This window comes from Streptomyces sp. CoH27 (genome assembly GCF_020181035.1).
Lineage (GTDB): Bacteria > Actinomycetota > Actinomycetes > Streptomycetales > Streptomycetaceae > Streptomyces > Streptomyces camelliae.
The window spans coordinates 1-22,958 of record NZ_JAIQYY010000008.1 but is presented as its reverse complement, the minus strand read 5'-3'; the positions used below and the strand labels follow the sequence as shown (position 1 = coordinate 22,958).

At 72.1% G+C, this 22,958-nt stretch carries 21 protein-coding genes; 12 read left to right on the top strand and 9 right to left on the bottom strand.

Annotation, left to right across the window (positions count from 1 at the left end):
* Window position 1: 1 nt before the first annotated feature.
* The 5 genes from cseC to LE548_RS14210 all read right to left on the bottom strand — a co-directional run bounded on the left by cseC (window position 2) and on the right by LE548_RS14210 (window position 4,443).
* Window positions 2-1,351 (bottom strand): two-component system sensor histidine kinase CseC, encoded by a 1,350-nt coding sequence (gene cseC, locus LE548_RS14230; RefSeq protein WP_225097187.1) that lies wholly within the window; start codon window positions 1,349-1,351, stop codon window positions 2-4.
* An 11-nt stretch (window positions 1,352-1,362) separates the two neighbouring features.
* Window positions 1,363-2,067 carry a two-component system response regulator CseB gene (gene cseB, locus LE548_RS14225; RefSeq protein WP_225097186.1) on the bottom strand — a complete coding sequence of 235 codons (705 nt, stop codon included), beginning with the start codon at window positions 2,065-2,067 and terminating at the stop codon, window positions 1,363-1,365.
* Window positions 2,068-2,105: 38 nt separating this feature from the next.
* Window positions 2,106-2,756 (bottom strand): hypothetical protein, encoded by a 651-nt coding sequence (locus tag LE548_RS14220; protein ID WP_225097185.1) that lies wholly within the window; start codon window positions 2,754-2,756, stop codon window positions 2,106-2,108.
* Entirely contained in the window at window positions 2,744-3,283 is a 540-nt protein-coding gene (locus tag LE548_RS14215; protein ID WP_067006350.1) for a SigE family RNA polymerase sigma factor, read from the bottom strand. The genes LE548_RS14220 and LE548_RS14215 overlap by 13 nt, the downstream gene beginning before the upstream one ends.
* A 284-nt stretch (window positions 3,284-3,567) precedes the next feature.
* On the bottom strand, window positions 3,568-4,443 hold the full coding sequence (locus tag LE548_RS14210) for an A/G-specific adenine glycosylase (RefSeq protein ID WP_225097184.1): 876 nt from the start codon (window positions 4,441-4,443) through the stop codon (window positions 3,568-3,570).
* 180 nt (window positions 4,444-4,623) lie between these two features.
* Here LE548_RS14210 and LE548_RS14205 point away from each other — a divergent pair, with 180 nt between their 5' ends.
* On the top strand, window positions 4,624-5,454 hold the full coding sequence (locus tag LE548_RS14205) for a hypothetical protein (RefSeq protein WP_225097183.1): 831 nt from the start codon (window positions 4,624-4,626) through the stop codon (window positions 5,452-5,454).
* A 363-nt stretch (window positions 5,455-5,817) separates the two neighbouring features.
* On the opposite strand, the gene disA is transcribed toward LE548_RS14205, so the two are convergent.
* Entirely contained in the window at window positions 5,818-6,942 is a 1,125-nt protein-coding gene (gene disA, locus LE548_RS14200; protein WP_225097182.1) for a DNA integrity scanning diadenylate cyclase DisA, read from the bottom strand.
* An 80-nt stretch (window positions 6,943-7,022) separates the two neighbouring features.
* A complete protein-coding gene (radA, locus tag LE548_RS14195) occupies window positions 7,023-8,432 on the bottom strand; it encodes a DNA repair protein RadA (RefSeq protein WP_225097181.1) in 1,410 nt (469 codons plus the stop codon).
* Between the two features lie 219 nt (window positions 8,433-8,651).
* Here radA and LE548_RS14190 point away from each other — a divergent pair, with 219 nt between their 5' ends.
* The gene (locus LE548_RS14190; RefSeq protein ID WP_225097180.1) at window positions 8,652-10,406 is read left to right on the top strand and encodes a hypothetical protein; all 1,755 of its coding nucleotides are present in this window, start codon (window positions 8,652-8,654) and stop codon (window positions 10,404-10,406) included.
* Window positions 10,407-10,459: 53 nt separating this feature from the next.
* Here LE548_RS14190 and LE548_RS14185 read toward each other — a convergent pair whose 3' ends face one another.
* Window positions 10,460-11,254, bottom strand: coding sequence for a hypothetical protein (locus tag LE548_RS14185; protein WP_374116106.1), 795 nt, complete (start codon window positions 11,252-11,254; stop codon window positions 10,460-10,462).
* Window positions 11,255-11,400: 146 nt separating this feature from the next.
* Between LE548_RS14185 and LE548_RS14180 the strand changes: the two genes are divergently transcribed.
* The 4 genes from LE548_RS14180 to ilvD all read left to right on the top strand — a co-directional run bounded on the left by LE548_RS14180 (window position 11,401) and on the right by ilvD (window position 15,937).
* On the top strand, window positions 11,401-12,333 hold the full coding sequence (locus LE548_RS14180) for a Ppx/GppA phosphatase family protein (RefSeq protein WP_225097178.1): 933 nt from the start codon (window positions 11,401-11,403) through the stop codon (window positions 12,331-12,333).
* A gap of 142 nt (window positions 12,334-12,475) precedes the next feature.
* The gene (locus LE548_RS14175) at window positions 12,476-13,297 is read left to right on the top strand and encodes a sugar phosphate isomerase/epimerase family protein (protein WP_374116088.1); all 822 of its coding nucleotides are present in this window, start codon (window positions 12,476-12,478) and stop codon (window positions 13,295-13,297) included.
* A complete protein-coding gene (locus tag LE548_RS14170) occupies window positions 13,294-13,947 on the top strand; it encodes a TetR family transcriptional regulator (protein WP_225097176.1) in 654 nt (217 codons plus the stop codon). The genes LE548_RS14175 and LE548_RS14170 overlap by 4 nt, the downstream gene beginning before the upstream one ends.
* A 136-nt stretch (window positions 13,948-14,083) precedes the next feature.
* Complete coding sequence (ilvD, locus tag LE548_RS14165) at window positions 14,084-15,937, top strand: dihydroxy-acid dehydratase (protein ID WP_225097175.1); 1,854 nt, start codon at window positions 14,084-14,086, stop codon at window positions 15,935-15,937.
* A gap of 52 nt (window positions 15,938-15,989) precedes the next feature.
* Here ilvD and LE548_RS14160 read toward each other — a convergent pair whose 3' ends face one another.
* Window positions 15,990-18,092: a serine/threonine-protein kinase gene (locus LE548_RS14160; RefSeq protein ID WP_225097174.1), complete on the bottom strand. Its 2,103-nt coding sequence runs from the start codon at window positions 18,090-18,092 to the stop codon at window positions 15,990-15,992.
* Window positions 18,093-18,270: 178 nt separating this feature from the next.
* Here LE548_RS14160 and LE548_RS14155 point away from each other — a divergent pair, with 178 nt between their 5' ends.
* From LE548_RS14155 to proC, 6 genes are all read left to right on the top strand, one after another.
* On the top strand, window positions 18,271-18,588 hold the full coding sequence (locus LE548_RS14155) for an SH3 domain-containing protein (protein ID WP_225097173.1): 318 nt from the start codon (window positions 18,271-18,273) through the stop codon (window positions 18,586-18,588).
* 55 nt (window positions 18,589-18,643) lie between these two features.
* On the top strand, window positions 18,644-19,177 hold the full coding sequence (locus LE548_RS14150; RefSeq protein WP_225097172.1) for an EamA/RhaT family transporter: 534 nt from the start codon (window positions 18,644-18,646) through the stop codon (window positions 19,175-19,177).
* Window positions 19,178-19,313: 136 nt separating this feature from the next.
* Window positions 19,314-20,096 (top strand): class I SAM-dependent methyltransferase, encoded by a 783-nt coding sequence (locus tag LE548_RS14145; RefSeq protein ID WP_225097171.1) that lies wholly within the window; start codon window positions 19,314-19,316, stop codon window positions 20,094-20,096.
* Window positions 20,097-20,200: 104 nt separating this feature from the next.
* Window positions 20,201-20,986 (top strand): ABC transporter ATP-binding protein, encoded by a 786-nt coding sequence (locus LE548_RS14140; protein WP_225097170.1) that lies wholly within the window; start codon window positions 20,201-20,203, stop codon window positions 20,984-20,986.
* Window positions 20,983-21,774, top strand: a complete 792-nt coding sequence (locus LE548_RS14135) for an ABC transporter permease (RefSeq protein WP_225097169.1) — start codon at window positions 20,983-20,985, stop codon at window positions 21,772-21,774. Before LE548_RS14140 ends, LE548_RS14135 begins: the two co-directional genes overlap by 4 nt.
* Window positions 21,775-21,833: 59 nt before the next feature.
* The gene (gene proC, locus LE548_RS14130) at window positions 21,834-22,646 is read left to right on the top strand and encodes a pyrroline-5-carboxylate reductase (protein WP_225097168.1); all 813 of its coding nucleotides are present in this window, start codon (window positions 21,834-21,836) and stop codon (window positions 22,644-22,646) included.
* The last annotated feature ends 312 nt before the right edge of the window (window positions 22,647-22,958 follow it).

Below are 22,958 nucleotides of genomic sequence, written 5' to 3'. Positions count from 1 at the left end.
GTCAGGCCGTGCCCGACGGCATCATCGGGTAACTCCCCGTCGCCGTCGGCGCGTGTTCCGGGAGCCACAGGACCGCCACCGCGCCCTCCGCGGGGAGGCCGGGTGGGGAGCCGACGGGGCGGATGTTGCGGAACGTCAGGCGGGCGCCGAGGACGCGGGCCTGGCCGGCCGCGATCGTCAGGCCCAGGCCGTGGCCCTGGCCGGCGCGGTCCATGCTGCCCGTGCGGAAGCGGCTCGGACCCTCCGCGAGGAGTTCCTCGGGGAAGCCGGGGCCGTGGTCCCTTATGCGGATGACCCGGCCCTCGACGGTCACCTCGATCGGCGGGCGGCCGTGCCGGGCGGCGTTGGTGAGGAGGTTGAACAGGACCCGTTCCAGGCGGCGCGGGTCGGTGGTGACCTCCGACTCGTGCACCACCCGTACGGCGATGTCCGGGTCCTTGGCCGCGACCCGCCGGGCGACGAACTCGCCGAGCAGGATGTCCTGCAGCTCCGCCCGCTCCGACGCACCGTCGAGGCGGGCCACCTCCAGGACGTCCTCGACCAGCGTGCGCATCGCCTTCGCCCGGTCCAGGACCAGCTCGGTCGGGCGGCCCGGCGGGAGCAGTTCGGCGGCCGTGAGCAGACCCGTCACCGGGGTGCGCAGCTCGTGCGCGATGTCGGCGGTGACCCGGCGCTCGGCCTCCAGGCGCTGGCGCAGCGCGTCCGCCATGGCGTCCACCGCGCGCGCGAGATCGTCGGTCTCGTCCCGTACGACCCCGCCGATCGCCTCGCGCACCCGGACGTCGGTCTCGCCCTTGGCGACCTGGTTCGCGGCCGCGGCCGCCTTGCGCAGCCGGCGGGACAGCTGGCCGCCGATCAGCACGCCGAGCGCGCTGCCGCCCAGGACGACCGAGACCGAGCCGATGATCAGCGCCGAGTCGAGATCCTTCATCATGTCGACCGAACGGTCCGGCAGATGGCTGTGGTACGACAGCACATGCCCGTTCTTGACCGGCACGGCCGCCCAGATGTCCGACAGTCCGCCATGGTCGGTGACGTCGCTGCCCATCCGGCCGTCCTCGACCTTCTCGCGCAGTGCCTGCGGGAGGTCGGGGTCGTCGACCTTGACGTTGGGGAAGTTCGGCCTGCGGTTCAGCTCGTAGTTGCGCAGGGCGATCTGGACGCGGTCGTTGGCCAGTTCGCGCGCGTTGTCCAGCATCGAGACCCGGGCCGCGTTGTGCACGACCAGGCTCAGCACGATCGCCACGAGCCCGGCCACCAGCGCGATCGCCGCGCTCAGCTTCCATCTGAGCCCGGTGCGCAGGTTCGCCTGCTCCATGAGCAGCATCGGCCGCCGAAGGAACCCCGTCATGCGCGCTCCGCTCAGGCCTTCAGCTTGTAGCCGAAGCCGCGGACCGTCTCGATCCGGTCCTGGCCGATCTTCTGGCGCAGCCGCTGCACATGCACGTCGACGACCCGGGTGTCCCCGCCCCAGCCGTAGTCCCAGACGCGCTCCAGCAGCTTGTCCCGGGAGAGCACGGTGCCCGGCGCGGAGGAGAACTCCAGCAGCAGCCGCATCTCGGTGGGCGTCAGTGCCACCGGCTGTCCGGCGCGGCGCACCTCCATGCCCTCGGTGTCGATCTCCAGGTCCCCGAAGGTGAGCACGCCGCCGGACACCTCGTCCGCGGGCTGCTCGGCGTGCGCACCGCCGCCCGCGTGCCCGAAGCGGCGCAGCACCGCCCGGATCCGGGCGACCAGGACGGCACCGTCGAACGGCTTGGTCACATAGTCGTCGGCGCCCGCCTCCAGACCGAGGACGACGTCGATGGAGTCGGCGCGCGCGGACAGCATGATCACCGGCACGGTCGACTCGTCCCGGATACGCCGGCACAGGCTGACCCCGTCCAGCCCCGGGACCATGACGTCCAGCAGCGCGATGTCGGGGCGGTCGGCCCGGAACGCCTCCAGGCCGGACAGCCCGTCGGGCATGGCGGTGACCGCGAAGCCGTCCCGCTCCAGGGCGAGCTGGGTGGCCTCGCGGATGACGTCGTCGTCCTCGACGAACAGGACGTGGGTCTGGTCTGCCATCCCGGTGCTCTCAGTCCTCGTGGTCGGTCGGGAGTAGGTCAATTGTCGGGTACGGGCGTCGCGTCGCCGCCGGCCTTGCTGTAGTCGGTCTCATGGCGGCTTGTCTCGGCGAACCGGTCCGCCTTCCAGCGGTACGTGATCACGGTCTCCTGGGACGGGTTCGACACCGGATCGTCCGTGTCGTACACCTGCTTGGTCAGGGTCAGGTTCGAGCCGTCGATCTCCGCGTAGACCGGCGACTCCTCCGCCTTGAAGACATTCTGGTACGTGCCGCCGACATCGCGATACACATACGAGCCGATACCCACCAGGTCGCCGCAGGTCAGCACGTTGACGACGACGTCGTTGACGGATCCGCCGGTCAGGTCGCCGTAGGAGACGTCGACCTGGTACTCGCCGCCGCTGCACGGCTTCAGCTCCCGCTTCACCGCCGTGGAGACCGCCGGGTCCTTCCTGATCAGCGCGACCGCGTCCACCCGCCGGTAGCCGCCGGACGGGCTCGGCGAGGGGGAGGCGACGGCTCCCGCGACCGCCGAGGCGTGTGCCGGGCCCTCGTCCCGGGCGCCCGTGCCTCCCGTGCCGCACGCGGCTACGAAAAGGGCGAGGGCGGCGAGCACGGCTGCCGCCGTGATCACCGCCTGTGTACCGCCCGGGGCCCGGTCAGGCCCGGCCTCTGTCAGGCCGCGCAACGCTCCCGCTCCTCACGCTCCAGCGCCCGTGCGTCCAGATCGCGCGCCTCCAGCTCCTCGCGGAGCCGGGCGAGCGCCCGGTGCAGCGTGCTCTTGACCGTACCGGCCGACATGCCGAGGGCGGCGGCCGTCTCCTCCGTGGACATCTGCTCCCAGTGTCGCAGTACTACAACACTGCGTTGTTTCGGGGCGAGTACCTTCATGATGTCCATCAGCAGCGCCCGGTCGGCGTGCTGCTCGGTGGAGTCGTCCACGGACGCGTCCGGCAGCTGCTCGGTCGGGACCTCCTCCAGCTTGCGCGCCCGCCACCACTCGGTCCGGGTGTTGATCATGACTCGGCGCAGATAGGCGTCGGCGAGCCGCTTGTCGGCGATGCCCTCCCAGCGGCCGTACGTCCGCACGAGCGCCGTCTGCAGCAGGTCCTGTGCGTCGACGGGGTCCGGAACCAGCCGACGGGCGCTGCGCAGCAGCGCGTCCTGCCGGGTACGGACGTACTCCTCGAATTCGAGCACCTCGCCCTGCGCCATGATCAACCGCCTCCGTTGCCCGTGAACTCCGGCCTGTGCCTGAAGTCCCGTCCTGCGTTCCCCGTGTCCGTGTCCCGGTGGTCTGCCGGGCACGGAAACGAAGTTAGGCAGTCGTTGTCACGGCGTTGTGCGGGCCAGCCTTCGGCTAGCAATCGGCTATCCGTCGGTTGTGTAACGGCCGTAGGTTCGGGGTAAAGACGGTGAACCATATGTCCCTTTATGGGGTGGTATGTAGGGCTAGATGCTCGGTAACGAAAGCCCGGTCTCTGTGACGTGGCTGTGCGTCAGCTCAGCGGCAGCCGGTACAGACCGTCCGCCAGCGGCTCCACCAGACCGTCCGTCACGAGCCCGTCGAGCGCGCGGGCACGCTGCACCGGCTCGTGCCACACCCGGTCCAGTACCGCCTGCGGCACCGGCGCGTGCGCCTCGCGCAGCACGGCGAGCAGCTTGCCGCGCACCTGGCGGTCGGTGCCGGCGTACGTCTGCCCGCGCCGCGGCGGACCCTCGTGCTCCGGCTTGCCCGCCAGCCGCCAGGCGCACTGCGCGGCGATCGGACACCGCGCGCACCCCTCGTTCTTCGCCGTGCACACCAGCGCGCCCAGCTCCATCGAGGCGGCGGCCCAGCGCGCGGCGGTCTTCTCGTCCGCGGGCAGCAGCTCGCGGGCGAGCCTGCGCTCGGCGGCCGTCGTCGCGTTCGGCGGGTACTGCACCCCCGTCACCGCCCGCGCGAGGACCCGGCGCACATTCGTGTCCAGCACCGCATGCCGCTGCCCGTACGCGAAGGAGGCGACGGCCGCCGCCGTGTACTCACCGATCCCGGGCAGCGCCAGCAGCTGTGCGTGATCCGTCGGTACGTCCCCGCCATGCCGTTCCGTTATGGCGGCCGCAGCCCCGTGCAGCCTGAGCGCCCGGCGCGGATAGCCGAGCCGCCCCCAGGCGCGCACCGCTTCCCCGGGAGCCTCCTTCGCGAGATCGGCCGGGCGCGGCCAGCGGGCCAGCCACTCCTCATACACCGGCAGCACCCGGCTGACCGGGGTCTGCTGGAGCATGAACTCGCTGACCATCACACCCCACGGGCCCGCCTCCGGGCGGCGCCAGGGGAGGTCGCGGGCATGGGCGTCGAACCAGGCGATCACGGGGGTGTGCAGCTTCTCAGTCATGGCCTTCCGATCCTGCCACGCCTCACCGGACAGGATGGGTGACGGCACGGTCACCGAGCGTGGCGAAGCGCGAAGAACCGTGGCGGTTACGGCAGTTACCGGAATGATGATCCGGAAAAGTTGGCGTTCGCGCGGCGGGTGGCGCAAGACAGCGCGCCGATCTCTCGTACAGTTCGGTCCGTGGGATCTCTGCGCAATCCGGTCGGGCCGCTTCCCTCCTCCATCTACTGGCGAAGGAGGGCCGTCATGCTGGCCGTGGTCGCCGTGCTGGCGCTGCTGATCACCTGGATCGTCACGGCCGGCGGTGGGGGCGGCAAGAAGAACACCGACGCGTCCAACGGCAAGAATCCCGCGCATACGATCACGCCCGGCCCGTCCTCGTCGGGGCCCGCGATCAGCCAACACCCGGGTGGGCGCGACGAGTCGAGCGGTGGGGACTCCGGCGGGAGCGGCTCGGGTTCGGGTGACGGTTCTTCTTCGGGTTCCGCCAGCTCCTCCGGCTCCTCGGGTTCGGCAGGCTCCTCGGGCTCCGGTGACGGCTCGTCCTCGGGTGCGGCGGGCGGCACCGGTGTCGTCGCGGGCGACGCGCTCCCGGCATCCTCCCCGCTGCCCGCCTGCACGTCCTCCGCAGTGGCGTTGAGCCTGAAGAGCCTGAGCAACACCTACTCGCCGGACCAGACGCCCACCTTCCAACTCACCGCGAAGAACAGCTCTTCCGCCGACTGCAAAATCGATCTCGGCCCGAAGAACGCGGTGTTGACCATCACGCCGTCGGCCGGCAGCCACCCCTACTGGACGTCGTCCGACTGCCCCAAGGGCGCGGCGAACCTCGTCTTCCGGGTGCCGGCGGGCCAGAGCATCACGTACACGGTGAAGTGGGACCGCAAGCCGAGCGCCCCGCAGTGCGGGACGCCTGCGGCGGGCTCGGCCAAGGCGGACACGTATCTGCTGGAGGCGCGGACGCCGGGGTTCGGGCAGCAGCAGGCTTCGTTCGTGCTGTCGGCGGATTAGGGCCTGTCCGGCGGATCAGGCCGGCTTGAGGCAAGGGTGCCTCATAAGCACCGGTGAGCGGGGGCTGGTGCGTGCAGCTGCAAGGCGGAGGGGGGAGTCGACGCGATGGGGGTCCCCCCGCGATGGGGGCACCTCCCGCGCGAGCGAAGTCGAGCGTGGGGGAGAAGCCGAGCGTGGGGGAGTCGGCGACCGACGACAACGCCGCAGATGGGCGTGCCAGGCCTCGCGATTCCGGCAGGATCCGCCGGACAGGCCCTAGGGCGCCCAGTAGCTCGGGCGGACCCGCCGTAGGGCGGCTGTGGTGCTTCGCGGCCACGCGGCGGAGCCGCATATCGATACAGCCCCGTGCCCCTTGGGGGCGCGCTACACGTACCGCTCCAGAATCGAAGACTCGGCCAGCCGGGACAAGCCCTCCCGTACGCTCCGTGCCCGAGCTTCGCCCACCCCGTCCACGGTCTGCAGGTCGTCCACACTCGCGGCGAGCAGCTTCTGCAGGCCTCCGAAGTGCTCCACCAGCCGTTCGATGATCGCGCCGGGCAGGCGCGGGACCTTGGCCAGGAGACGGAAGCCGCGCGGGGACACCGCGGAGTCCAGGGTCTCGGGAGACCCGGTGTAGCCCAGTGCCCGCGCCACCGTGCTGAGTTCGATGAGTTCCCCATGGGTCAGCGCGTCCAGCTCGGACAGCGCCTCCTCGACCGTGCGGGAGCGCTTCGCCGTCGGCTCGGGGACGTAGTCCCGTACGACCAGCTCGCGGTCCGGCTCGACGCCCGCGATCAACTCCTCCAGCTGGAGGGCGAGAAGGCGGCCGTCCGTGCCCAGTTCGACCACGTATTCGGCGATTTCGGTGGCGATGCGGCGGACCATCTCCAGCCGCTGCGCGACGGCGGACACGTCCCGGACCGTCACCAGGTCCTCGATCTCCAGCGCCGACAGCGTGCCCGCCACCTCGTCCAGCCGGAGCTTGTACCGCTCCAGCGTGGCCAGCGCCTGGTTCGCGCGGGACAGGATCGCCGCCGAGTCCTCCAGCACGCGGCGCTGGCCGTCGACGTAGAGGGCGATCAGCCGCATCGACTGGGAGACGGAGACGACGGGGAAGCCGACCTGCTTGCTGACCCGGTCCGCCGTACGATGCCGGGTGCCCGTCTCCTCCGTCGGGATCGTCGGGTCCGGCACCAGCTGCACGCCGGCGCGGAGGATCTTGGACAGGTCGGACGACAGCACGATGCCACCGTCCAGCTTGCACAGCTCGCGCAGCCGGGTCGCGGTGAACTCCACGTCCAGCACGAAGCCGCCCGTGCACATCGCCTCGACCGTCTTGTCGGAGCCGAGGACGATCAGCCCGCCGGTGTTGCCGCGCAGCACGCGCTCAAGGCCGTCACGCAGGGCCGTACCGGGAGCCACGGCGCTCAGCGAGGCGCGCATCAGGCCATCGGAACCGGCACTCCCACCGGACTTTCCGGGAGCTGCTGCCCGGTCGTTGGCTGCCACTGCACTCCTCCGGTCGCAGGTTCTGACGCGCCCCCGCTCCCGCACGCGGTTCGTACGGACGGGCGAGACCTGGGCAAAGTCTACCGGCGCTGCTCCGCCTCCCGTGGGGCCTCTCCGCGACGGGAGCGGGGCAGGACCCGCAGCGCGTCCCCCATGTCCGCGACTTCCAGGACCTTCATACCGGGCGGCACCTTGCCCGGATCGGTCGGCACGAGCGCGTGTGTGAAGCCCAGCCGGTGCGCCTCGGCGAGCCGGCGCTGCACGCCCGTCACCCGTCTGACCTCGCCCGCGAGGCCCACCTCGCCGATCGCCACCAGGTTCTTCGGCAGCGGGGTGTCGCTCGCGGCGGAGGCCAGCGCCAGCGCGATCGCGAGGTCGGCGGCCGGCTCGGACAGCTTCACTCCGCCCACCGTCGCCGAGTAGATGTCCCGCTTGCCGAGCGCGCTGATCCGCCCGCGCTGCTCCAGCACCGCCAGCATCATCGACACCCGGGACGTCTCCAGGCCCGAGGTCGTCCGGCGCGGGGAGGGGATCTGGGAGTCCACGGTCAGCGCCTGCACCTCGGCCACCAGCGGGCGGCGGCCCTCCAGGGTGACGGTCAGGCACGTGCCCGGTACCGGTTCGTCCCGCCGGGTCAGGAACAGCCCGCTGGGGTCGGCGAGGCCCGTGATGCCCTCGTCGTGCAGCTCGAAGCAGCCGACCTCGTCCGTGGCGCCGTAGCGGTTCTTCACACCGCGCACCAGGCGCAGGCGCGCGTGCCGGTCGCCCTCGAAGTGCAGGACGACGTCCACGAGGTGTTCGAGGAGGCGGGGGCCCGCGATCGCGCCGTCCTTCGTGACATGGCCCACGAGGAGCGTGGACATGCCCCGCTCCTTCGAGGCGCGGATGAGGGCGCCCGCGACCTCCCGCACCTGGGCCATGCCGCCGGGCGCGCCGTCGATCTCCGGGGAGGCGACCGTCTGCACCGAGTCCAGGATCAGCAGGGACGGCTTGATCTCGTCCAAGTGACCGAGGACGGCGGACAGGTCGGTCTCGGCGGCGAGATAGAGGTGGTCGTCGAGGGCGCCGATACGGTCGGCGCGCAGCCGCACCTGGCTCGCCGACTCCTCACCCGTCACATAGAGCGTGCGGTGCTCGTCGCTCGCGGACTTGGCGGCCACGTCCAGCAGCAGGGTGGACTTGCCGACCCCGGGCTCGCCCGCGAGCAGCACGACCGCGCCGGGGACGAGTCCGCCGCCGAGCACCCGGTCCAGCTCCGGCACGCCGGTCGTGCGGGCGGTGGCCTGGCGGCCGTCGACCTGGCCGATCGGCAGCGCAGAGGTGGTGACCCGGCCGGGTGCCGTCGTACGGACCGCGGGCGCGCCGTACTCCTCGACCGTGCCCCACGCCTGGCACTCGGGGCAGCGGCCGAGCCACTTGGCCGTCTGCCAGCCGCACTCGGTGCAGCGGTAGGACGGGCGGTCCTTGGTGGTCTTGGTACGGGCAGCCATGCGGAAACCGTAGCCCGCGGCACTGACAATCGGCGGGCCGGTGCGGCAGGAGCGGAGGGCGGGACACATGTGGGTGGGCCGATATCAGCCACCACCCATCGGAATCCGGCCGCGGAATGAAGGGTTCCTGTCCCCTTATGAGGGATCGTTTCACCCGTACGGATTAAAAGTGCTCAAGGTACGCGAAGGGGCACCCCAGCGCCGCCTACGGTCGCACGGATGATGAGCAGCAGTCCGGGGACCACGACCCGCACCACCGGCGCGCACCGGGCGCAAGGCGCGGCGCGCGAAGCACGTGAGGCGCGCGAGGAACGCGACCGCGCCGCCGCACGCACCCTCGCCCACCGGCCGCCGGGGCGCTACGAGCCGTATCTGGACGGACTGTTCACCTACTGCCTGTCGGTGCTGTGCGACCACGACGCGGCCACCGCCGCCCTCGGCGATGTCCTCGCCCTGGCCGAGCGGCGTGCCCACCGCGTCCCGGAGGCCGCCGCCGACCGCAGGGCCTGGCTCTACGCCCTGGCCCGCTGGGCATGCCTGCGCGGGCTGGCCGAGGCCAAGCAGAAACGTCAGGCCACGCATGCGGCGGGCCGCCCGGCGCCGGCGCAGGCGGGCGGTGCGGCGGCGGGCGCAGCCGGCGGTCCGGCGGGGAAGCAGGTCCCCGCGCCCTCCCTCGCCCCCGAGATCCAGGAGCAGCGGCGTCGTGAACTCGCCCTGCTCGCATGGCCGGAGGCGGCCGGTACCACCCCGGAGCAGCGCGAGGCGCTGGAACTGGCCGTCCGCCACCACCTCACCGCCCACGAGGTCGCCGCCGTCCTCGGCATGGAGCCCGCCGTCGCGCGCGAACTGCTCGCCTCCGCCGCCTGCGAGGTCGAGCGCACGCGCGCGGCCCTCGCCGTGGTCGGGACCGGCGTCTGCCCGAGCGTGGCCCACCTCACGGGCGACAGCCGCCTGGTCCTGAGCACGGCGCTGCGCCAGGAACTGGTCCGGCACGTCGACGACTGTCCGCGCTGCCGCCGGATCGCCGAGCGCGCCGTCCCCGGCCGCTGGCCCGGCGACACGGTCACGCCGGCCGAGCTGCCGGTGCTGGAGGCTCCCCGCGCGGCCCTGCACCTGGCCCTGGCCCATCACCCGCGCGCGCGTGGCGTGGCCGTACCCCGCTTCGACCGGCGCGGCTTCCCGATGGACCCCAAGGACCGCGCAGCCCGCCGCGACCGCCTTCGCGCGCGTGCGGTGACGACGACGGTCGTCGCCACGGTCGTCGCCGCTCCCGTCCTGGCCCTGTGGGCCGCGTACCGGGGCGCTCCCACGGCGGAGGGGGACGGCCGGTCGCCCATCGCGAGCGAGACACAGGGCCCCGACGCCCTCGCCGGTGACCAGGGCGGCGGCTACGAGAACGCGGGCAACGCGCGCGTGAAGCCCGGCGATCGCATCGGCAGCAACGGCAAGGCGGACGTCTCCGTGGAGGTGGTCAGCGTCGCGGGGACGGGTACGAAAGGCGCCGGACAGCTGGCCGTCAGCGCGGCCAACGACGGCGACACCACGCTGATCACCCTCACCGCCTCGGGCCCCGCCCCGGTCCGCTGGTCGGCGTTCACGTCGGCGGCGTGGCTCTACCTCAGCCGGTCATCGGGAACGCTGAACCCCGGCGACACGTTGACGATCAAGGTGTACGTCGACCACCTCCGCGAGCCCTCCGGCCACTGGCACGCACAGGTGGCGATCTCCCCGGCGGGCGCGGTGGTCACGATCGACGGCTACGGCACAGCCCCCACCGGCCCGACGTCCCCACCCCCGAACACCCCGACCCCCACACCAACCCCGACAAACCCACCCACAACAACCCCGCCGACCTCCCCACCCCCCACCACCCCGACTCCCACACCACCACCCACGACCCCACCCCCCTCACCAACCCCGACCCCGACTCCGTCCGGCAGCGGGACACCGAGTCCGAGTCCGTCAGGCGGTTAGGGATGGGCTGGGGGAAGAGCGGGAAAAGTGGGTGAGGGCGGCCGGCGGTCGCGTTACGGTGCCGGGTCCGCCGGGTGCGGGGCGAGGAGGGGGAGCTGGGATGCCAGGCGGGCCTCGCAGAGCTCGACCAGGCGGTCGTACCCCGCCTTGCCCATCAGCTCGGTCAGCTCGGCTCGGTACGAGACGTACACCGGCTCGCCCGCGCCGTGCGCCGACGTCGCCGACGTACACCACCAGTGCAGGTCGTGCCCGCCCGGACCCCAGCCCCGGCGGTCGTACTCCCCGATGGACACCTGGAGGACGCGCGTGTCGTCGGGGCGGTCGATCCAGTCGTACGTCCGCCGGATCGGCAGCTGCCAGCACACGTCAGGCTTGGTCTCCAGCGGCTCCCGGCCCTCCCGCAGCGCGAGGATGTGCAGCGAGCAGCCCGCGCCGCCCGCGAAACCGGGCCGGTTCTGGAAGATGCAGGAGCCCTGGAAGGGGCGGGTCTGGCGGGAGCCCTCGTCGTCCTCCGACACCCAGCCGTGCCGCGTGCCCTCGGCGTGGTGCTGCCAGATCTCCGGCGTGAGCCGCGCCACATGCTCGGCGACCCGCTTCTCGTCGTCCTCGTCGGAGAAGTGCGCGCCCAGCGAGCAGCACCCGTCGTCCGCGCGGCCCGCCTGGATGCCCTGGCAGCCGCTGCCGAAGATGCAGTTCCAGCGAGAGGTCAGCCATGTCAGATCACAGCGGAAGACCTGTTCGTCGTCCGCCGGATCAGGAAACTCCACCCACGCGCGCGCGAAGTCGAGCCCCTTCTCGTCGCTCACCTTCGGGGCCTGCTCGGACTTCTTGGACGGCTTCTTGGACACGGACGACCTCGCCTGCGCAGAATCCTTCGCTCCCTTGGAGGATTTGGGATCCTTCGCCTTTTTCGTCTTGGGCACAGCACCAGGGTAAGTGGCCCGGCACCGCTTCGGGGACCGAGGACGGACGATCTGGCAGTAGCGTTCCGTATATGAGACTCGGTGTCCTGGACGTGGGTTCGAACACGGTGCATCTGCTGGTGGTGGACGCCCACCCCGGCGCACGCCCGCTGCCCGCGCATTCGCACAAGGCCGACCTTCGGCTCGCCCAACTGCTCGACGGCAGCGGTGCCATCGGCGACGACGGCATCCACAAGCTGGTCGCCGTCGTCCAGGACGCCCTCCAGGCCGCCGAGGACAAGGGTGTCGAGGACCTGCTGCCGTTCGCGACCTCCGCCGTCCGCGAGGCCGACAACGCCGACGACGTCCTCGCGCGCGTGGAGGCCGAGACCGGCGTACGCCTTCAGGTCCTCTCCGGCGCGGAGGAGGCCCGGCTCACCTTCCTCGCCGTCCGCCGCTGGTTCGGCTGGTCGGCAGGGAAGCTGCTGGTCCTGGACATCGGCGGCGGCTCCCTGGAGATCGCCTACGGCATAGACGAGGAGCCGGACGCCGCCGTCTCCCTGCCGCTCGGCGCCGGCCGGCTCACCGCGGGCTGGCTGCCCGGCGACCCACCCGCCCCCGAGGACATCCGCGCCCTGCGCCGCCATGTGCGCACGGAGATCGCCCGCACGGTCGGCGAATTCAGCCGCCGCGGCACCCCGGACCACGTCGTCGCCACCTCCAAGACCTTCAAGCAGCTCGCCCGCATCGCCGGCGCCGCCCGCAGCGCCGAGGGCCTCTACGTCCAGCGTGAACTCAAGCGCGAGTCCCTGGAGGCCTGGGTCCCGCGCCTGGCCGGGATGACGGCCGAGCAGCGCAGCGAGCTCCCGGGGGTCTCGGAGGGCAGGGCCGGCCAGTTGCTGGCGGGTGCGCTGGTGGCCGAGGCGGCGATGGATCTTTTCGGGGTGGAAAGCCTTGAGGTCTGCCCGTGGGCGCTGCGCGAGGGCGTGATCCTGCGGCGCCTGGATCACATGGGATCCGCGTAGCGACCCAAGGGGCGCGGGGCTGCATCGATATGCGGCTGCGCCGCGTGGGCGCGAGAACGCACCACGCACCCGCACCCGCCCGAATGGCAAACCTCACAACGGCGAATAGGCACCCAACGCCCGAGCCATTCAACCCCGTAAGGTGACGGACGTGGCTGAACCCAGGTACGTCCCCGTCGCGCTGTCGACAGCCTCCGTCTACCCGGAGTCCACTGCGACGGCCTTCGAGATCGCCGCGCGCCTCGGGTACGACGGTGTCGAGGTCATGGTGTGGACGGACCCGGTCAGCCAGGACATCGAGGCGCTGCGCCGTCTGTCGGACTACCACGGCATCCCGGTCCTGGCCGTGCACGCCCCCTGTCTGCTGATCACCCAGCGGGTCTGGTCGACCGACCCCTGGGTCAAGCTCCAGCGGGCCCGCGCGGCCGCCGAGAAGCTGGGCGCCTCCACCGTCGTCGTACACCCGCCCTTCCGCTGGCAGCGGCAGTACGCGCGCGACTTCGTCGACGGGATCTGGCGGATGGCGGACGAGACGGACGTACGGTTCGCCGTCGAGAACATGTACCCGTGGCGCTACCGCGACCGCGAGATGCTCGCCTACGCCCCCGACTGGGACGTCACCCAGCACGACTACCGGCACTTCACGATCGACCTCAGCCACACGGCGACGGCCCGCGCCGACGCCCTGGAGATGGTCGACCGCATGGGCGGCCGGCTCGGCCATGTCCACCTCGCCGACGGCCGGGGCTCCGCCAAGGACGAGCACCTGGTGCCCGGCCGCGGCACCCAGCCCTGCGCCGAGCTGCTGGAGCACCTCGTGGTCAGCGGGTTCGACGGCCATGTCGTGATCGAGGTCAACACGCGGCGGGCGATGTCCGGCGCCGAGCGCGAGGCCGATCTCGCCGAGGCCCTGGCCTTCACCCGCAAACACCTGTCCTCGGCGGTACGGGTGTCCCGGCCATGAGCGAGACCCCGTCCTCCGCCGATGCCGAGACGCCCGCCGGGCAGGCTGCCGGAAAGGCGGCCCGCAGAAGGGGCAGGCCCCCGCGCACGGAATCCGCCGACACCCGCGACCGCATTCTCACCGCGGCCCGCGAGGAGTTCTCCGAGCGCGGCTACGAGAAGGCGTCCGTCCGGGGCATCGCCAAGGCGGCCGGGGTCGACTCGGCGCTCGTCCACCACTACTTCGGCACCAAGGAACAGGTCTTCGAGGCGGCCGTCGCCGTGGCCTTCGCGCCCGCGCTCGACGCGCCGGACGCGGTCGCAGCCGGCCCGCTGGACGGGGTGGGGGAGCGGCTGACCCGCTTCATCTTCGGCATCTGGGAGAACCCCACGACCCGCACCCCGCTGCTGGCCATCGTCCGCTCGGCGGTCAACAACGACACCGCGGCCGCCGTCTTCCGCCGGCTGATCGCCTCCCAGCTGCTGCGCCGGGTCGCCGCCCAGGTGGACCTGCCGGACCCGGAACTGCGCGCCGAGCTGGCGGCCGCGCAGCTGGTCGGTGCGGCGATGCTGCGCTACGTGATCAAGCTGGAGCCGCTGGCGTCGGCCGACCTGGAGCAGATCGTCGCGCGCGTCGCCCCGGTCGTACAGCACCACCTCACGGACCGGTGAGACCGACGGCCGGGTGAACGGCCGCGATGAAACGCGCGTCCCGCATTCCGGACAACCACGTCCAGCCCTTGGAGCACCGGCGTACGCTCGGAGACAACCAGAAATGTCTGGCAGATCTTCGAAGGAGCGAGCGACGATGCCCGAGCTGAGGTCCCGCACAGTCACCCACGGCCGCAACATGGCGGGCGCCCGCGCCCTGATGCGCGCCTCCGGTGTACCCGGTGCGGACATCGGCCGGAAGCCGATCATCGCGGTCGCGAACTCCTTCACCGAGTTCGTGCCGGGCCACACCCACCTCCAGCCGGTCGGCCGGATCGTCAGCGAGGCGATCACGGAGGCGGGCGGCATCCCGCGCGAGTTCAACACGATCGCCGTGGACGACGGCATCGCCATGGGCCACGGCGGCATGCTGTACTCCCTGCCTTCCCGCGACCTGATCGCGGACTCGGTGGAGTACATGGTCGAGGCCCACTGCGCCGACGCCCTGGTCTGCATCTCCAACTGCGACAAGATCACCCCGGGCATGCTGCTGGCGGCCCTGCGCCTGAACATCCCGACGGTCTTCGTCTCCGGTGGCCCGATGGAGTCCGGCCGCGCCACCCTGGTCGACGGCACGGTCCGCACGCTCGACCTGGTCGACGCGATCTCCGACGCCGTCAACGACAAGATCTCCGACGCGGACATCCTCCGTATCGAGGAGAACGCCTGCCCGACCTGCGGCAGCTGTTCCGGCATGTTCACCGCCAACTCGATGAACTGCCTGACCGAGGCCATCGGCCTGTCCCTGCCCGGCAACGGCTCGGTCCTCGCCACCCACACCGCGCGCAAGCAGCTCTACGTCGACGCGGCCCGCACGGTCATGGACCTCACCCGCCGCTACTACGAGCAGGACGACGAGTCGGTCCTCCCGCTGAACATCGCCACCTTCCAGGCCTTCGAGAACGCCATGGCCCTGGACATCGCGATGGGCGGCTCCACCAACACGATCCTGCACCTGCTGGCCGCCGCCCAGGAGGCGGGCGTGCCCTTCGGCCTGGAGCAGATCGACGCCGTCTCGCGCCGCGTCCCCTGCCTGGCGAAGGTCGCCCCGAACGTCGCGAAGAACCGCACGTACTACATGGAGGACGTGCACCGCGCCGGCGGCATCCCGGCCCTGCTCGGCGAACTGCACCGCGCGGGCCTGCTCAACGAGGACGTCCACGCCGTCCACAGCCCCTCCCTCGCCGACTGGCTGAAGACCTGGGACGTGCGCGGCGGCTCCCCCTCCCCGGAGGCGGTGGAGCTGTGGCACGCGGCGCCGGGCTGCGTCCGCTCCGCCGAGGCCTTCTCCCAGTCCGAGCGCTGGGAGGCCCTGGACGACGACGCGGAGGGCGGCTGCATCCGCTCCGTCGAGCACGCGTACTCCAAGGACGGCGGCCTGGCCGTGCTGAAGGGCAACCTGGCGGTCGACGGCTGTGTCGTGAAGACGGCCGGTGTGGACGAGTCGATCTGGACCTTCGAGGGCCCGGCCGTCGTCTGCGAGTCCCAGGAGGAGGCCGTCCAGCGGATCCTCACCCAGGAGGTCAAGGACGGCGACGTCGTCGTCATCCGCTACGAGGGCCCCAAGGGCGGCCCGGGCATGCAGGAGATGCTCTACCCGACCTCGTACCTGAAGGGCCGCGGCCTCGGCAAGAGCTGCGCCCTGATCACCGACGGCCGCTTCTCCGGCGGCACCTCGGGCCTGTCCATCGGCCACGCCTCCCCCGAGGCGGCCTCCGGCGGCACGATCGCCCTGGTCCAGGACGGCGACCGCATCCGCATCGACATCCCGAACCGCACGATCGAGCTCCTCGTCGACGAGGCGGAACTCGCCCGCCGGGAGCAGGCGCTGGGCGGGGTGTACGCCCCGAAGAACCGCGAGCGCAAGGTGTCGGCCGCCCTGCGCGCCTACGCGGCGATGGCGACCAGCGCGGACAAGGGCGCCGTGCGCGATGTGACCAAGCTGGGCTGAGCCCGCGCATCCGCCGAGGGGCCGCTCCCGACGGGGGCGGCCCCTCGGCGTGTCACCAGTCGGCCGGGTTCCGCGCGGCCACGCCGAACACGGTTCCGTCGGGGGCCCCGGCGTAGACGTGGCCGTCGACGACCAGCGGTGCCGGCAGGTCGGCGGTGACCACGTCCGCGTCGGCGCCGAGCCGCGCCGGAGTCTGCCCGACGAGGCGCCCGCTGCGCGCGTCGACGGCCAGCAGGCGCCCGTCGGCGGCGGTGACGTAGACGTGCGCACCGTCGCCGACCGGGACCGAACCGCGGCTGACGGACGTCTCCAGGTGCCACAGCCGCTTGCCCGCGCCCAGGTCGACGGCCTCCAACGAGCCGCCCGCGGCCAGCAGATACACGGTGTCCGCGTGCACGGAGGCCTGCGGTGACACACGCGGGACCGGCAGGGCCACCCGGCGCGAGGCCTTGGCGGCCGGTGTGTAGCGGACCACGGCGTCGGCGGCCCAGGACTTGTCGACGGACAGGAAGAACAGGGACCCGCCCTGGCTCCCGACGGGGTCCAGGATGCCGTCCAGCGACGCCTCCCAGCGCACCGCACCCGTGCCCGGATCCACGGCGGCCACGTGCGTGTGCGCCCCGTCCTGCGACGACGTGGTCGCGTACGCCAGCGGATCCCCGGCGAACGAGGCGAGCGACGGCGTGCTGTAGCCGGGCAGGCGCCGGTGCCACACGGTCCGGCCCGACCTGCCGTCCACCCCGGTGACCGTTCCGTCCGCGCCCGTGATCAGGGCCGTACCCCCGGCGTACCGGACCGTCGTGCCGTGGGGCAGCCGCCGCTTCCACACCTCGGCGCCGGAGCGCGGGTCGCGTGCCGTCAGCAGGGAGCCGCCGGCCGTGCAGAACTGCACGAGCGAGCCGGCCGGAACCGGCGCTCCGCACACGGGCCCGGCGGCAGCGGAACGGCGCCACAGCAGCTTCCCGTCGGCAGGGGAGAGCGCGAAAGCGGCGCCGCCCCGTGCGCAGAACACCGCCCCCGCCCCGTACGCGCACTGCGGCATCCCCGACGCCTCGGACGCCGGCCTGACCTGCCAGGAACTGAACGCGGCCGGCTTGGCGTGCGGGCTCGCACCGGCCGGCGTACGGCCACCGCCCCCGAGCAGCTGGACCGAGGCCACCGCGGCGGCCACGACGAGCCCGAGCACCCCGGCCCCCACCGCCACCTTCCTGCCGAGCCGCCTGCGGCCCGCCGGCTCGGGCTGCTTCCCGGCGGCCGGCCGCTCGGCCGCCGGTTCGTCGTCGCCGCCCGTGCGCTGCGCCGGTATGAACGCCTGCGTGTCGTACGAGGCCGCCACCGACCGCAGCTCCCGCATCAGCTCGTCGGGCGTCGGCCGGTCCTCGGGCTCCTTGGCCAGACAGCGCAGCACCAGCGGCGCGAGACTCTCCGGCACCCCCGTCAGATCGGGCTCGTCGTGCACGACCTGGTAGGCGACGACGTACGGGCTGTCCGAGTCGAACGGCCCGCGCCCGGTCGCCGCGTGCACCAGCACCGAGCCGAGCGCGAAGATGTCGGCGGCGGGCCCGACCTCGCGCGGCCGCCGGAACTGCTCGGGCGCCATGAAGGGCGGCGTACCGATCAACTTGCCGGTCTCGGTGCGCAGTTCACTGTCCTTGGGCCGGGAGATACCGAAGTCGATGACCTTCGGCCCGTCCTCCGCGAGCAGCACATTGCTCGGCTTCAGATCCCGGTGCACCACCCCCACCCGGTGGATGTCGCGCAACGCCTCGGCGAGCCCGGCCATGAGCCGCCGCAACTGCGCCGCCGGCATCGGTCCGTTCCGCTTGACGTGCTCGGAGAGCGTGGGCCCGGGAATGAACAGCGTGGCCATCCAGGGCCGCTCGGCCTCCGGATCGGCATCGACGACGGACGCGGTGAAGGCACCGCTCACCCTCCGGGCGGCGGCCACCTCCTGCCGGAAACGGCCCCTGAACTCCCGGTCCCGGGCGAACTCGGCGTGTACGACCTTCACCGCGAGCTTCATCCCGGAGGTGCTGCGGGCCAGATGGACGACCCCCATGCCGCCCGACCCCAGACAGGACTCCAGCAGATAGTGACCGGCGTACTCGGGAAGTTCCGCTTCCGCGCCCGCCCCCGTGTTTCTCCGTGGCGCCATGGGACCACCCCCGTGCTGTTCGTCCGCGCGCGCGACGCACGGAGCCTAGTCGATGACTCGTGCGAGACAGAGGCGGCTTGCTAGCCTGCGCGCGCGAGTCGCGCACACCTGTGCCGCGGCCCGATCACGGGGATCACTGACACCCATGGCGACCATGGGGTTCACGGGGAGGTTTCACATGGCTGTTGACCGTACCGAAGAGGCCGGCACCGGCACCGCCGACGACGCGGTGGCGGCGGAAGCGACCGTCCGCACGTACCCGGTCGCTCCGGGCGTCCGTCTGAACGTCCGCAGCGGCCCGGGCACCAACTACGGGATCGTCCGCGTCCTGCCCGAGGGCATGAGCGTCCCGATCTTCTGCCAGGCCCCCGGCACGACGGTCTCGGGCCCGTACGGCACGTCGAACATCTGGGACAACATCGACAACGGCGAGTACGTCTCCGACGCCTACGTCCAGACCGGCAGCGACGGTTACATCGCCTCGCGCTGCGGCTGACCCACCTGGAGCCCGCCCCTGCCCGTCGCCGCAGCCGTTCGCCATAATCGATGCCGTGAGCGACGAGAGCGACGAAACCGGCACCCCGGACACCCCGGCGGGCTCCCCAGGCGGCGCGGCCCAGGGCGGCGGCCCCCGCCCCGAGCCCCTGCGCTTCTTCGGCACCTCCTGGGTCAACCACGACAACGGGTACGCGGCGCGCCGCGCCGGCGTCGCCGTCGGCTCCCTCGCCGCGGCCGTCGCCGCCTGCCTGATCCTGCGCTTCGCCTACGAGGGCATCCGGATCGCCGACACCGGCTCCTTCGTGACCGTGCTGGTCATCGCCATGTTCGCGATCTGCAGCGCGCTCGCCTTCCGCAACACCTGGGAAGGCTTCGGCAAGCGCCAGGACCCCCAGCGCCAGGCCTCCCTGCGCGGCCTCCTCGCCATCGGCTTCGTCGGCTCCCTCCTCGCCTACTTCTTCCGCTCCCTCACCGAGGCCCCGGGCGAGAAGCTCCACCGCGAGGAGTACGACAGCGCCCGCGAGGCCTACGAACGCCGCACCTCCCGCCGCACCGGCAACCCGTCGAAGAAGAAGCGCCGCACGTGACGAAGCCACGGCGCACGTGAGGCCGGCGGCCACGGGTGCGACCGGGCCCACCGGCGGCTGCGGCTCGCTTTCGGCCGACGGTTCCCGCCCCGAAAACCACCTGTGGCGCCCTCGTTCCCTCACCCACCATGGTCGTATGACCACGACGCCACCACCGCCGGCCTCACCCGCCGCCCGAGCCCATTCCTTCAACGCCGCAGCCGCCCAGTACGCCGCGCACCGCCCCTCCTACCCGCACGCCCTCTTCGACACCGTCGAGGAACTGGCCGGCCGTCCGCTCACCGGGGCCAGGGTCGTGGACGTGGGCGCCGGCACCGGTATCGCCACCGCCCTCCTGCACGTGCGCGGCGCCGACGTCCTCGCCGTCGAGCCCGGTGCGGGCATGGCCGCGGAGTTCCGCCGCGCGCTGCCCCACCTCCCGATCGTCCGCGGCAGCGGCAACGCCCTCCCCGTCGCCGACGCCCACGCGGACGTCGTCACCTACGCCCAGGCGTGGCACTGGACCGACACCGCCCGTTCGGTGCCGGAGGCCCTGCGCGTGCTGCGGCCGGGCGGCGCGCTGGCGCTGTGGTGGAACACCGACGCCTTCGACATCGACTGGATCGCGGCGGCGGCGGAACGCAAAGGCCGTTTCTTCGGCATCGACATCGCCGAGGCACGCAAGGCCGCCGAGCGCACCGAACGGGCCGACCCCAGCGGCCGTCTGGACTTCACCCGCCGCACGGTCCGCTGGAGCCGCCGCGTCCCGATCGACACCCACCTCGGCAACATCGGCAGCCAGTCGATGTTCCTCGTCGCGCCCGAGGACCGCAGGACCGCCTTCCTGGAAGAGGAGCGCGGCCACCTGCTGAAGGTCTTCCCGGACGGGATCGTCGAGGAGACGTACGACGTGCTCCTGCTCGTGGCCCGCAAACCCTGACCTCGACACAGTCCCACCCACAGCGGCGGCCGGACCCACCCGGCCGCCGCTGCCGTATGCGCACCCCTTGACGTCCGTGCCGACCCAGAACAATTATTCATCACATGATGAATTACGCGGCCGCCGGCCACGCCGCCATCCGTGCCGACGACCTCACCGTCGTCCGCGGCCGGCGCACGGTCCTGCACCACCTCCGCTTCACCGTCCCGCCCGGCCAGATCACCGGCCTGCTCGGCCCCTCCGGCTGCGGCAAATCCACCCTCATGCGCGCCGTCGTCGGCACCCAGGCCAGGGCCACCGGCACCCTGGACGTCCTCGGCCACCCGGCCGGCCACCCCACCCTGCGCAGCCGCGTCGGCTACGTCACCCAGGCGCCCTCCGTCTACGACGACCTGACCGTCCGCCAGAACCTGGAGTACTTCGCCGCGATCCTCGACCCGGGCCGAGCCGCCGCCGAACGCCGCCACGACCACGTCACCCGGGCCATCGCCGACGTCGACCTCACCCGCCACGCCGACGCCCTCGCCGGCACCCTCTCCGGCGGCCAGCACAGCCGCGTCTCCCTGGCCGTCGCCCTGCTCGGCGCCCCCGAACTCCTCGTCCTCGACGAACCCACCGTCGGCCTCGACCCCGTCCTGCGCCGCGACCTGTGGAACCTCTTCCACGCCCTCGCCGCCGACCGCGGCACCACGCTCCTCATCTCCTCCCACGTCATGGACGAGGCCGAGCGCTGCCACCGCCTCCTCCTCATGCGGGAGGGCGAGATCCTCGCCGACGACACCCCCGACGCCCTGCGCACGCGGACCGGCGCGGACACCGTCGAAGCCGCCTTCCTCCACCTGGTCGACGAAGCCGCCACCGCACACCGCACCCAGGAGCAGAACCGATGAGCACGATCACCCCCGCGACCGCGACCGCGCCCGCCACCCGCACCGGCGTGCGGAGCGCCTCCCGCACCACCGCCACCGCGCTCCGGGTCCTGCGCCAGCTCCGCCACGACCCGCGCACGATCGCGCTGATGCTGCTCGTCCCCTGCGTGATGCTGATCCTGCTGCGCTACGTCTTCGACGGCAGCCCCCGCACCTTCGACAACATCGGCGCCTCGCTGCTCGGCATCTTCCCGCTGATCACGATGTTCCTGGTCACGTCCATCGCCACCCTGCGCGAACGCACCTCCGGCACCCTGGAACGCCTCCTCGCCATGCCCCTCGGCAAGGCCGACCTCATCGCCGGCTACGCCCTCGCCTTCGGCGCCATCGCGATCATCCAGTCGGCCCTGGCCACCGGCCTGGCGCTGTGGCTCCTCGGCCTGGACGTCACCGGCTCCCCCTGGCTGCTTCTCCTGGTGGCCCTCCTCGACGCCCTGCTCGGCACGGCCCTCGGCCTCTTCGTCTCGGCCTTCGCGGCCTCGGAATTCCAGGCGGTCCAGTTCATGCCGGCGGTGATCTTCCCCCAGCTCCTCCTGTGCGGCCTGTTCACCCCGCGCTCGGACATGCACCCCGCCCTGACGGCGATCTCCGACGTCCTCCCCATGTCGTACGCCGTCGACGGCATGAACGAGGTCCTCCACCACACCGACATGACCGCGACGTTCGTACGCGACGTCCTGATCGTGGCCGGCTGCGCACTCCTGGTCCTGGCACTGGGCGCGGCGACGCTACGACGCCGCACCGCGTAGCCGTTCCGCCCACCGGACAACGGGCCCGTACGCCGGAACCCGGTGCCAGACTGGCCTCCATGAGCCAGAAAGTCGCAGTCCTCGGCACCGGCAAGATCGGCGAAGCCCTGCTCAGCGGAATGATCCGCGCCGGCTGGGCCCCCGCCGACCTCCTGGTCACGGCCCGCCGCCCCGAACGCGCCGAAGAACTCCGCGCCCGCTACGGAGTCAGCCCGGTCACCAACGCCGAGGCCGCCAAGACCGCCGACACCCTGATCCTCACGGTCAAGCCGCAGGACATGGGCACCCTCCTGGACGAGCTGGCTCCGCACGTCCCCGCCGACCGCCTGATCATCAGCGGTGCCGCCGGCATCCCCACCTCCTTCTTCGAGGAGCGGCTGCCCGCGGGCACCCCGGTGGTCCGCGTCATGACCAACACCCCCGCCCTCGTCGACGAGGCCATGTCGGTCATCTCCGCCGGCAGCCACGCCACCGAGGCGCATGTCGCGCACGCCGAGGAGATCTTCGGCGCCGTCGGCAAGACCCTCCGCGTCCCCGAGTCCCAGCAGGACGCCTGCACCGCCCTGTCCGGCTCCGGCCCGGCGTACTTCTTCTATCTGGTCGAGGCCATGACCGACGCCGGCATCCTGCTCGGCCTGCCCCGCGACAAGGCCCACGACCTCATCGTCCAGTCCGCGATCGGCGCCGCCGTGATGCTCCGCGACAGCGGCGAACACCCCGTCAAGCTCCGCGAGAACGTCACCTCACCGGCCGGTACGACGATCAACGCCATCCGTGAGCTGGAGAACCACGGCGTCCGCGCCGCCCTCATCGCCGCCCTGGAAGCCGCCCGCGACCGCAGCCGCGAGCTCGCCTCCGGCAAGAAGGACTGAACTTCACGGACGAGAGTTGACACACCTCACCTCGATCCGTAGTGTTCTCCGAGTTGTCTGACGTGAGCGCCGATCCAGGTCGGTCCCCGGACAGCCATTCCGCAAGTCCCAGCCACTCATCGGCGCTTCGGCGTCGACTGCTTTGGCGTGCATATTTGCGAAATGAGGAATCCGCGTTCGAAAGGACGCCGCCCCCGATTAGCTCGGGAGCAAGGAATCCGCTAAAGTCTCACTCGTCGGAACGGCCCAACGGACCGGGAAGACAAACCCCCTGACTGGGAGTCAGACGCCGAAAGGATCTGATAGAGTCAG